Consider the following 12,215-nt stretch of genomic DNA (forward strand, 5'->3'; position numbering starts at 1 on the left):
GTTTAATAGAGTTTGATAAATTAAAACCCAATTTTTTTAAGTAAAATTACTGTAATAAATCAAGTTATATCCAAGTAGTTAAGTTCGGTAAATCTATTTTTCAAGCATTCCGGAAACAGGAGGGAATGTCAGAAAAACTAAATAATAAGGGCTTACTGAGTAACCAGGTCATGACCAACCACATAATCGGTAAATTATTACAAGAGCGTTATCAAATTGTCCAAAGCCTGGGTGCAGGGGTATTTGGACAAACATATATAGCTGTAGACGTAGATTTTCCACAGAATCCTAAATGTGTTATTAAGCAGATAAAAGTTAGCAGTTCCGAACCTGGCTACTTGGAGATGCTGAGGTTAATGTTTCTAACTGAAACTGAAACCCTCAAGCTTCTAGGAAGCCATCAACAAATTCCTGAATTTATCGCCTGTTTTGAAGAAAACAGCCAGTTTTATTTAGTACAAGAGCTAATTGAAGGACATGCACTGACTGCGGAATTGCCCATTGCTCAACAGTGGGGGTGTCTGTGGAGTGAAAGGGAAGTTGTAAAATTCCTGATAGATGTCTTAGGTATTCTAGAATTTGTTCACTCTCAAGGCGTGATCCATTGTGACATCAAACCAGAAAACTTGATTAGACGTAATAGCGATGGCAAGTTAGTTTTGATTGACTTTGGCTCAATCCAGTCTATCGATTTTGGTATAGGTGCGGAATTGCCGATTTATAGGATTCCCGTCACCTCATTGGGATACATACCGCCAGAGCAATTTATTGGACAAACACAGCCCAACAGCGATATTTATGCTTTGGGGATGATTGCTATCCAGGCTTTAACTGGGTTAGAACCACTACAATTAAAAGTTGATCCTCATACTAATGAAATTTTTTGGCGTTCTCCAAACACGCCAGTTAACGATTATCTAGCTGCTGTTCTCAGCCAAATGATCCGTTACGATTCTCAAAATCGCTTCCAGTCAGCGACTGAGGTACTGCGGGTACTCAAACAAATAACATGGGATCAGTCACCAAAAATATTAGAGGAAGATTCTGAATTTTTTCTAGAAGAAGTTGCGATTGAGGATAATGATTTTCAAAATCCTACATCTGACACATCATCCCCGTTATTGACAGGAATGAAAGTCGGGCTAGCAGCTAATTCTTTATTGATGGGATTTGGTGTATATTCTTTAGTTAATACCGCACCAGCATACTCAGAAACAGATACTTTATATCAAGCAAAAAAAGAATATCAAGCTGGGGATTTGCAAGAAGCGATCGCACTTGCTAAATCAATTCCCTCCCACAGCAATGTTTATCCAGAAGCACAAGCCACAATTGAAGAATGGCAAGAGCAATGGCAAGTTGCTGCACAACAATACCAAATAGCTCAAATAGCTTTTCATGAGAGCCGATGGTCAGATGTTCTTGATGCTGTTTCTCAAATTCCAAATATTTCATATTGGCAATCTAAAACAGATAAACTAGTTCAGCAAGCATACGTTAACATTGAAGCACAGACACAAGATTTATTAGCAAAAGCTTACGAAAGTGCCGAGATCAGAGATTTTTCTACTGCATTACAATATCTGCGGGAAATTCCTAAAGAAAGTCGTGCAGGGGCTTTAGTTCAAGAAAAGCTGGCTGAGTATAATCGAAAGCGCCAAATCAGAGCAGCTTACTTTTTACAGAATGCTTACAAAAAAGCATCTGTAGGTGATTTTGATCGGGCTGTGAAATTTCTCCGAAATATTCCCCAAGATGCTCTAGTTTATGCTCAAGCTCAAGTTAAATTGGATGAGTATACTCAAAAGCAACGCGTGCAGGCTGGCAATCAAAAGATAGCTTCTGCAAAAAGAACAAATTCATTTGTCTCTAAAAATTCAGACACTAAAATTGAATATCTTCAGCAAGTAAATTATTTGCAAGAAGTGAATATTCGATAGTTACAATGATTTTTGATAAATGTACTTGTTACATAGAGCAATTTTAAGTAGAGATGCGAAAATGTACTGGGCTGGCTTCGAACGCCCCGCCACGTTAACGCGTCTCTACAGGTCTAAAATCATTAACAAAAATCTTTAACTAAACATATTGGTACACAAAGAAGCGATGATTGCTTTTATTTAGTTTAGGATTTTTATTTATCGAATGGGTAGTTCAATGATAAATTCTACACCTTCACCTGGCTTGGAATCGTATGTGAGCTTGCCATGATGGTTATTAACCACAATTTGGTAAGCAATAGATAGACCAAGCCCTGTTCCTTTACCCACAGGTTTTGTTGTGTAAAAAGCATCGAATATTTTTGTCTTATCTGCGTTTTTTATACCTGAGCCATTGTCAGCAACTCTTAAAATAACTTGCTCTCCAATTGCCTCAGTTTTGATTTTAATTACCCCAGGATTCTTAGAAGTTGTATCAATATCTTTATTTTTATTTACTTCTTCAATTGCATCGATTGCATTACAAACTAAATTCATAAAAACCTGATTTATCTCGCTAGGAAAACACTCAACAAGTGGCAAATTTCCATAATCTTTAACTAATTTTATAGCTGGGTAATGAGCATTTCGCTTAAACCGATGTCCGAGAATGAGTAATGTACTTTCTAACCCTTCATGCAAGTTAGCTAGTTTTTTACCAGCTTCTCTGTGACGCGAGAAGTTGTTCAAATATGACACAATTTCTGTAACGCGGTCTGTACCAACTTGCATGGATTTAATAATTTTAGATAAATCATCTAACAAAAATTCAAGATCGCTTTTTTTAATTGCGGTTTGAAGTTCATCTGGTGGATCGGGCAGATATTTTTGATAGAGATGCAATAAACTAACTACTTCTTTTACATACTTTTCAACAAAATTTAAGTTGCCAGATATAAAGTTGATGGGATTATTAACTTCATGAGCAATTCCTGCTGTTAGTTGACCTAAAGCTGCTACTTTTTCTGCTTGAATCAGTTGAGTTTGAGTTTGTTGTAATTCGGTGTTTTTAGCAATTAAGCTTTTTGTCAAATTTCGCAATTTAAGGTGATTTTCAATCCGCACTAATACTTCTTCATACTGAAAAGGTTTTGTAATGTAGTCTACGGCTCCCAATTGCAAACCTTTGACTTTATCAGCCGTTTCTGAAAGGGCTGTCATAAAAATGACTGGAATATCTTGGACACGAGGATTGCTTTTTAGCTGTTTACAGGTTTCAAAACCATCTATACCCGGCATCATTACATCCAGCAAGATTAAATCAGGTAAATCACCATTTTCTAATCGCTGAAGGGCTTTCTCTCCACTGCGGGCTGCCCAAACTTCGAAGCTAGACTGATCCAGAAAGCTGGATAAAACTTGTAAATTGGCAGGGTTATCGTCAACAACTAAAACAATTCCCCTAGAAAGAGCATAATTGATAGAATTATTTTGGTTTTCAATAATAGTTTTCATACCGTTTCCACCGCATATTTAGTCAAAAAAATTATAATTAAATCTTCATCAAATTGCCTTGCCATCTGCCGTAGTTCGTTAGCAAATGGTGCAAAGTTTGTATCTGTTTCTTCTAGTTGATCGGCCCACTTGAGAATGGCATTGAAGTTACCTTTAGTGGCTAAGGTGGTTAGTTCTTGCAACACCTGGGGAGAAGGAGAGGTTAATTGAGTAGTTGCTGTCGTTGCTTCTTTGGCTTTTTTTCCATCAGGCTGAGATTGCTTGTAAATCCATACCAAATTTAAGTATTTTTCTAGTTGATGCAATAATTCATCTACTTGTATGGGTTTGCTCAAGAAAGCATTACCTCCAGCTTGCAGACTGCGATTTTGGTCGGCTTCAAAGACACTAGCTGAAGAAACGATAATTAATACATCCTGAATTTCTGGAGTGTGACGCAGGTGTTTAATTAATTCAAACCCATCCATTTCTGGCATCAGCAAATCTGTGATGATTAAGTTTGGCTTGAGGGCGATCGCTTTTTCTAAACCTTCTTTACCGTTACTGGCTTCAACCACATTAAAACCTAGTGGTTGCAGTAAGTTTGTAATCACTGTGCGATTCTCCCAGCGATCGTCAACCATCAGGATGGTGTAGGGGCTACCCTCAAAGCCAATGATTTGTTTCTCTGAGGCAGTCATCGCAGATTGTACCCAGTCAGTCGCTTCGGGTATCTCTAACTCAAACGAAAAGCTACTTCCCTTACCGATCTGACTCTGAACATGGATATCGCTACCCATCATTTGTACCAACTGCCGAGTAATAGCTAAACCCAGCCCTGTACCTTCAGCTTGGCGCTTTTTCTCCCCGACTTGTTCAAATGGTAAGAAAATCTGGCTCAATTCTGCGGGAGTTATCCCAATTCCTGTGTCTTCTACAGTAAAGCGAAGGCGATGTTTTATGATCTGCCCATCATTGGGAGGTTGATCGATTACTTCAATATTGAAAGTAACCTGACCTTCATCTGTAAATTTGATGGCATTTCCCAGCAGATTCAATAGTACCTGACGTAATCTTTTGACATCGACATAAATCCCTGTAGGCAAGTTAATCGGAGGTTTATAGATAAACGAAATGCCCTTTTGTTTTGCCCGAATGTGGCATATTTCGACAATTCCTTGAAGAAAGGAAGGGAAATGCACATCATAAGGATGCAATTCTAGTTTTTTCGCTTCAATTTTGGAGAGATCCAAAATGTCATTAATTAAAGTCAGCAGATGAGAGCCACATTGTTCAATAATATTGACGTGATATAGCTCTTGTTTAGGTAAAGCTGGGGAACGCAACAAAATTTGGGCACAACCGAGAATGCCATTTAAAGGTGTTCGCAGTTCATGACTCATGTTAGCTAAAAATTCGCTTTTAGCATGGTTGGCTGTATCAGCAGCAGCTTTCGATTTTTTCAGTTCACGTTGTTCAAATGCTTGCACTTGCCACAAGACGGTAATCATGGTGAGTGTCAGTCCACCGACAATTAAGGCAATGAAATCGAGGAATTGCAATCGAGATTCGATATTTTGGCGGGGAATCACCAAAGCTACAGACCAATTAGCAGCTTGCAACGGCAGATAAGCTACATACTGTTTAGTGCCGTCAATTTCCATTAACTCAATTCCCTGTTGTTTGTTTACCATCCTCTGAGCGATCGCATTTAAATTGCGATCGCCAATTTTCAGCAGGCTGGGTGCAGGTTTTTCTACGGTTGACATTAACGCCGAGTTAGGGTGAACGATCGCTTGTCCTTGGGAATTGAGAGCAAAAGCATAGCTGTTCGTGCCGTAGTGTAAGGAGTTAACAACCTTTGCAATGCGATCGACTCTCACATTACCGTGAAAAGTCCCTATTGGTGAACTACTGCTAGCAGAATTTGACCAAATCGGGGTGGAAATCGCAATTAAAGGAATTCCTGTGGAACGGCTAATGAAGGGATCGGAAATATTGCTCTTTCCCGCAATTGCTTTTTGAAAGTAATCTCGATCCTGAATATTTTTATTTGAGCGACCAACTTTTGTATTGGAATATGAACCATCTGGGGTAGCTATTTGGAACAAGAAAAATTCATTTATCCGCTTGACTTCTGCCTTTAAATAGGGTTCTGCCACAGACCAGTTTAAGGAGCGTACAGTTAAAGTATTCGCCAGGGTTTGTACCTCCGCTTGGCGAAGATGTAACCACTCTTCAATTTCGCTACCCCCTCTCTGTACCTCTAAAAAAGCGCTATGTCTCAAATCTTTGAGCATCAGATTTCTAGTGGCTTGATAGCTGAAATAGGCAGAAATACTGACTATAAGGGTAGTACCGCCAATAATAAATCGAATTAGTAAATTTCGTGAAAGATGATTTTCTTTATTAGTTGCTGATAGGCTGGAGTTTGCTTGTATCAAGGGTTAGCTCCTTAATCGCATAGTTCGGTAAGAAAAAATTCTAGGTTATCTTTAGATTGCCCAAGAAGTTACCGATGCTCACAGCTTTTGGTAAAATAAACAATAAATTTATAGTAATGCCACGAATTATAAGTTGCGATCTCAAAATATTCTTTAAAATCAACTAAAATTCCAATTATTGGCTATAAAAAGTGTTATTAACAATTTGTAATTACAAATTGTTAATGTAGTCGTAAAGCACCGCATAAATAAAACACCCATTCCAAATGAACGAAACGTTTACATTGTATTCATTCATTTTTAATTTTTAATTTTTAATTCCGCCTTGCGGTACTAGGGTGTCGTCTGCGGTGGATTTGTAGGATTAGGAACTGGAATAACTGGCACAATTATAGGCTTAGGTTTCTCGGATTGCAGCTGAATCTGAGCTTGATTGCGGCCATCTATAGCTTGTTGGTAATTAGGCTTGTATTTTATTGCTTGATCGTAAGACGCGATCGCATCTTGAAACCTTTTCAAATTTAGTAAAGCATTGCCTCTGCTATACCAGCTTTCAGAATGGTCTGGTTTATAACGAACTGCCTTATTATAAGATGCGATCGCATCTTCGTATTTTTGCAAAATGTATTGTGAATTTCCCAGATTGTACCAAAGCTGATAGTCTCTTGGCTTAAGTGTTGCAGCTTTATTGTAAGCTTTGATTGCTTCTTCATAGCGCTGATTTTGATGCAGCGACCAGCCCAAGTTATACCATGCTTGATAGTTACTAGGATTGTATTTAATTACTTGATTAAAAGATTCAATTGCTTCTGGGTAACGTCGTATGTTCAGTAATGTGTTACCTCTAGAAAACCAGGCTTGATAATAATTTGACTTGTACTGTACAGCCTTATCATAAGCTGCAAATGCATCTTGGTAGCGTTGCAAATTAACTAATGCATTCCCTAAATTATACCAAGCTTGCTCATAGTCTGGTTTTAAATCAACAACTTTTTGGTATGCTGCGATCGCTTCTTCATATCGGTTAGAATTCTGTAAAGCTAATCCTTTCTTGTACCAAGCTTCATAATTATCTGATTTTAATTCAATCGCTTTTTCATAGGCTTTAATTGCTTGGTCATATTGCTTTAAGTTACTAAAAGCTTCACCCTTAGCATTCCAGACTTCTGAGCTTTCATTATTTAATTGTAAGGCTTTGTCAAAAGATGCGATCGCTTCTTGATATCGCTGTAGACTTGCCAAGACAAAGCCTCGTCCACTCCAAGCTTCAAAATAATCTGGCTTAAGTTGGATTGCTCTATCATACGCAGCTAATGCGTCTTTAGATTTTTTTAATTTATACAGCGTTTTGCCTTGGCCATTCCATCCTTGAGCATAATCTGGTCTAATATTAACGGCTTTTTCATATACTTCTAATGCGTCTTGATAGCGTTGCAAATCAAAAAGTGTATTTCCTTGTTTGGATAATTGTATAGCGTTATTTGAATTAATGTGATTAAAAATAAATATTGATGCAACTCCACTGATCCCAACTAAAAATATTGTTAGTAAAACTTTGCCTAAAACCAATTTTTTCGGTTGTGGTTTGGTTATATTTTTGGGTAGAGAAATAGGAGTTAACGCTATTGTTTCGTCCGGCGGTAGTGTTAACTCTTTCAGCGCTTTTAATGCTACTGTAGCCGAAGGATAGCGTTGTCGAAAGTCGTAGCACACCATTTTGTCTAAGAATTGAGCAAATTCTGGTGTTACTGTGGCTTTATCGCGCCAGATAATTTCATTAGTCTCAGCATCTTTTACTATTTCCTCTGGTAATAATCCAGTGAGAGCTTGAATAGCAATGATTCCCGTAGCATAAATATCACTGCTTAATTTTGGTGTACCATGAGCTTGTTCTCCAGGAATATATCCAGGCGTACCTATGGCAACAGTACCTTTTGTTGAACCTTCGGGAGTAATTACTTGAGTAGTAATTTGTTTAACCGCACCAAAATCAATTAAGATTAATTTGCCATCCGGGTGTCGTCTGAGGATATTTCGGGGATTAACATCACGGTGAATTACATTCTGTTGATGGACAAATTCTAGAATTGTCAAAAGTTCTTGTAAAAGTGAAATTACTTGCTCTTGACTAAGGGTTTTACCTGGTATTAATTCTTGACTCAGGTCATGACCTTCGATCAATTCCTGTACGAGATAAAATTCGGCATCTTCCTCAAAATAAGCTAAAAGTTGGGGAATGCGATCGTGAGTTCCTAATTTATACAGAACTTGTGCTTCTGTATCAAATAAACGCCTAGCCGTCTCTAAAGTTACCGGATCGTTTGCTTGGGGTTTGAGTTTCTTGACCACACATTGAGGTGAACCGGGTAATTGAGTATCATAAGCAACAAAGGTTTCACCAAAACCCCCTCCTCCCAAGTTACTAATAATTTGGTATCTTCCAACAAGTGTGTTTCCTAGCATCTCGTTTGCCTACTTAAGTGCGATGCGATCTGATTTCAATCTTGCCACACGTTAAGGAGGATAGGGGAATAAGGGCAGGCAGGGGATGCCGGGGAGGCAGGGGGAGAATAACTAATAACTAATGACCAATACTTCTCCATGAGAGGTTATGCGTTAGCGGAGCTTTCGTCGCGATGCACTCAGTACAAGTGACCAATGAAAAATTTATATGATTCCTATTAGTGATAATATTCGTTGTTGGAATAAGCCGATTATTAATTATTGGCTAATTGGCATTAATATTGCCGTATTTTTATGGGAAATCAAACTAGAAATTAGTGATGCATTGGGCTATTTTGTAAATAGTTGGGGCGTAATTCCAGCTCAGATTAGTGGGGCAATTACAAATGCATTATTTAATAACAATTCTGCTGCTTGGATAATTGTAATTTGGCGGGTATTTTCACTATTTTTTGGAATATTTTTGCACGGTAGTTTTAGCCAGATATTGGGAAATCTACTATTCCTGTGGGTTTTTGGTAAAACTATAGAAAATATCTTGGGACACAGACGCTATCTTGGATTTTATCTGGCGGCTGGCATCTTAACAGGGATCGTACAAATTCTAGCTGCACCGAGTTTGACAGTACCATTAATTGGGGGCAATGGCGCGATCGCAGCTATTTTAGGGGCATACATTATGAAGTTTCCTAAAGCTAAAATTGACACCATTTTACCGTTAATTATTGTGTATATTCCTATCGAACTTCCCGCCTTTGTCTATATATTTTGGTGGTTTGTGCAACAGTTATTTTATGGTATCGGCAGTTTAAATATTCCCCCCATTGGCGTAAATCAATTGGGTGTTGTCTTCTGGGGGCAGGTTGTGGGATTATTCATTGGTGCAGCTTTCATGCGATTGAAGAGATAATTGATTTGTCTTAATCTTTAGACATGGCTCTTAAATACCAGAGGATATCTTTTGGTTAAAACTCTTATGTGCCTTTTGATGGATTGCATTTTTTAGCTTAAAAATTCATACTGCTAAAACTAGGGTATGCCTACTCTTCAAGTCGGTGTTATTTTTAGTTGTTAGCGGTTTATTAAAATGCCAAATGTTGATAAAATCAATTCTAACCTTACTGATGAATTAGCAGTTTTACGGCAGCGTGTAGCTGAGTTAGAGCAAGCAGAAATATTTTATCAACAAAGGCAAGTAGCACTAGAAGAGCAATTAAGAAAACTGGCAACATCGGCACAAAGTTCGCATATTTCAGTTTTAGAATATGAGATTGAATGCCATCTGGAGCAGGAGAAGTCTACAGGCTTTAATGTGACAACAGATGTGGCAGTGACTTTAGAGCAACTCCAACAAGAAATTGGACAGCGACAGCAGTTAAAAGTAATTCTGAAAGATAGTGAAGAACGGCTGAGGCTAGCTCTAGATGTTTCTCAGATGGGCTTGTGGGACTGGAATATTTTAACCAATCAAGTCATCTGGTCTGAAAATTATGAACTACTTTTTGGTCTACTTCCAAGTAGTTTTGATGGTCCTTATGAAACATTTCAGAAGTGTGTTTATCCTGAAGACAAGCAATCTGTAATGCAACGGATCGGCCAGGCTTTGGCACAAAAAACTGACTACAACGATGAATTTCGGATAGTTCGCTCAGACCAAAGCGTACATTGGATTTCTGCCAAGGGAAAATTTATCTATGACGAGCAGGGAAAAGCGGTGCGAATGATCGGTGTTTGTATGGAAACAACTGTGTGCAAACAGGCAGAAGAAAGTACTCGCGAACTAACCACACAAGTCCAAGAACAGGCAAATATTTTAAATGCTATCCTCACCGCTTCAGTGGATCACATTTATATCTTTAATCGCCAAGGTTGCTATCAGTATGTTAGTCGTGATGCAGCTACTATATTAGGTTTTAAGCCCCAGGATCTTGTCGGAAAAACTTTGCAAGAACTGGATTTACCCACAGACCTTGTAGAACAGGTAGACAATCAACTAAAAGCTGTGATTAAAACTGGGCAGCCAATTAAGGATGAGTGTAAATATGTAACTGCTGATGGAGTGCATTATTATGAATACATTCTGACACCATTACGAAATTTAAACCAAAGCATTGAAGGTGTAATTACTGTTTCTCGTGATATTACCGAACACAAACGGGCAGAAAAATCATTACGCGAAAGTGAAGCTCGATTTCGGCGTTTGTTCGAGTCTAACCTAATCGGGGTTGCTTTTTGGAATGTGGATGGCTTCGTTATTGATGCCAATGATGCCTTTCTTCAACTAGCTGGCTACACTCATGAGGAGTTCACTGTTTTAGGTAAAGTTAATTGGCGAGAACTTACTCCTATTGAATACAAGTATTTAGACGATCGCGCCATTTTAGAGGTGCAAACCACTGGAGTCTCCAAAATTTACGAGAAAGAGTACATCCACCGCAACGGTAAGCGAGTACCAATTGTTTTGGGCATAGCCTTGCTGAATGACTCCCAAGAACATGGTGTTGCTTTTGTACTAGATATTACCGATCGCAAATTGGCTGAAAAAGAATGCGATCGCCTCCTCCAATGCGAAAGAACAGCACGCCAAGAAGCAGAGATCGCCAACCAAATTAAAGATGAGTTTCTAGCGGTTCTCTCCCATGAACTGCGAACCCCACTCAACCCTATCCTGGGATGGTCGAAAATGTTACGGACTCGCAAGTTTGATGAGCAAACCACTAACCGCGCCTTGGAAACCATTGAACGCAACGCCAAGTTACAAACCCAGTTAATTGAAGATTTGTTGGATGTGTCTCGCATTCTCCAAGGAAAATTAAACTTAAATATCTGTCCAGTGAACTTGGTAATGGTAGTTGAAGCAGCACTAGAAACGGTACGGCTAGCAGCAGAAGCTAAATCAATTGAAATTCAGACCATATTTGATGCCAGTTTAGGACAAGTTATGGGCGATCCAAATCGGCTCCAGCAAGTTGTGTGGAATCTACTTTCTAATGCGGTAAAATTTACACCAACCGGAGGACGAGTAGGAATTCGACTCATGGAAGCTAGTAATCAGATTCAAATTCAAGTCAGCGATACAGGTAAGGGAATTAACCCAGACTTTTTGCCATTCGTGTTTGATTACTTTCGCCAAGCTGATGGCACTACTACACGCACATTTGGCGGACTAGGTTTAGGATTAGCGATCGTGCGTAAGGTTGTAGAAATGCATGGGGGAAAAGTTCAAGCCGAAAGTGCTGGAGAAGGATTGGGTGCAACCTTCACTGTTGAAGTACCGCTTTTGGTGAGAAGTGAACAAGTTCGGCGGGAAGAGAATGAGTCTTTAGATTCTCAGCCTGAATCCTCACTCCTTTCGAACACTCAAGTTTTAGTGGTGGACGATGAACCAGATATCCGCGACTTGGTGAGTTTCATTTTGCAAGACTACGGTGTACAAGTAACTGCTGTATCCTCAGCACAGGAAGCATTACAAGCGCTATCTGAATCGATACCAGATGTTTTAATTAGTGATATTGGAATGCCAAGGACAGACGGTTATATGCTGATGCGGGAAGTGCGATCGCGATCGCCGCAAGAAGGAGGACGCGTACCAGCGATCGCTCTGACAGCTTATGCAGGCGAAATGAATCAGCAGCAAGCACTAGCAGCCGGATTTCAAATGCATATTTCTAAACCAGTAGATCCAGATGTATTGGTGAAAGCGATCGTTGATTTGATTGAGTAGTCATTAGACTTCTTGCAGAAGTGGGGGAAGGGGTAAAGGGGAAAGGGGAAAGGAATGAAGTTTCCCCTTTCCCTTTACCCTTTAACCTTTCCCCGACATCTTGCAAAAGTTACTTTTGCAAGATGTCTGTCTATTGGTCATTAGTCATTGGTACATACCGAGTGTTTTGTG

The 12,215-nt window shown here is 39.1% G+C and carries 6 protein-coding genes; 3 read left to right on the forward strand and 3 right to left on the reverse strand.

Annotation, left to right across the window (positions count from 1 at the left end):
- Window positions 1-170 precede the first annotated feature (170 nt).
- Complete coding sequence (locus G1O98_RS13025) at window positions 171-1,940, forward strand: serine/threonine-protein kinase (RefSeq protein ID WP_243458430.1); 1,770 nt, start codon at window positions 171-173, stop codon at window positions 1,938-1,940.
- Window positions 1,941-2,138: 198 nt separating this feature from the next.
- On the opposite strand, the gene G1O98_RS13030 is transcribed toward G1O98_RS13025, so the two are convergent.
- The 3 genes from G1O98_RS13030 to G1O98_RS13040 form a co-directional block, all read right to left on the reverse strand.
- Window positions 2,139-3,434 carry a response regulator gene (locus G1O98_RS13030; protein ID WP_163929206.1) on the reverse strand — a complete coding sequence of 432 codons (1,296 nt, stop codon included), beginning with the start codon at window positions 3,432-3,434 and terminating at the stop codon, window positions 2,139-2,141.
- Window positions 3,431-5,857 carry a hybrid sensor histidine kinase/response regulator gene (locus G1O98_RS13035; RefSeq protein WP_163929207.1) on the reverse strand — a complete coding sequence of 809 codons (2,427 nt, stop codon included), beginning with the start codon at window positions 5,855-5,857 and terminating at the stop codon, window positions 3,431-3,433. The genes G1O98_RS13030 and G1O98_RS13035 overlap by 4 nt, the downstream gene beginning before the upstream one ends.
- A gap of 333 nt (window positions 5,858-6,190) precedes the next feature.
- A complete protein-coding gene (locus G1O98_RS13040; protein WP_163929208.1) occupies window positions 6,191-8,320 on the reverse strand; it encodes a tetratricopeptide repeat protein in 2,130 nt (709 codons plus the stop codon).
- Window positions 8,321-8,528: 208 nt separating this feature from the next.
- Here G1O98_RS13040 and G1O98_RS13045 point away from each other — a divergent pair, with 208 nt between their 5' ends.
- Together G1O98_RS13045 and G1O98_RS13050 are read left to right on the forward strand one after the other, a co-directional pair.
- The gene (locus tag G1O98_RS13045; protein WP_163929209.1) at window positions 8,529-9,230 is read left to right on the forward strand and encodes a rhomboid family intramembrane serine protease; all 702 of its coding nucleotides are present in this window, start codon (window positions 8,529-8,531) and stop codon (window positions 9,228-9,230) included.
- A gap of 177 nt (window positions 9,231-9,407) precedes the next feature.
- Window positions 9,408-12,044 (forward strand): PAS domain S-box protein, encoded by a 2,637-nt coding sequence (locus tag G1O98_RS13050; protein ID WP_163929210.1) that lies wholly within the window; start codon window positions 9,408-9,410, stop codon window positions 12,042-12,044.
- Window positions 12,045-12,215 lie beyond the last annotated feature (171 nt).

Source organism: Nostoc sp. UIC 10630 (genome assembly GCF_010747425.1).
Classification (GTDB): domain Bacteria; phylum Cyanobacteriota; class Cyanobacteriia; order Cyanobacteriales; family Nostocaceae; genus Nostoc.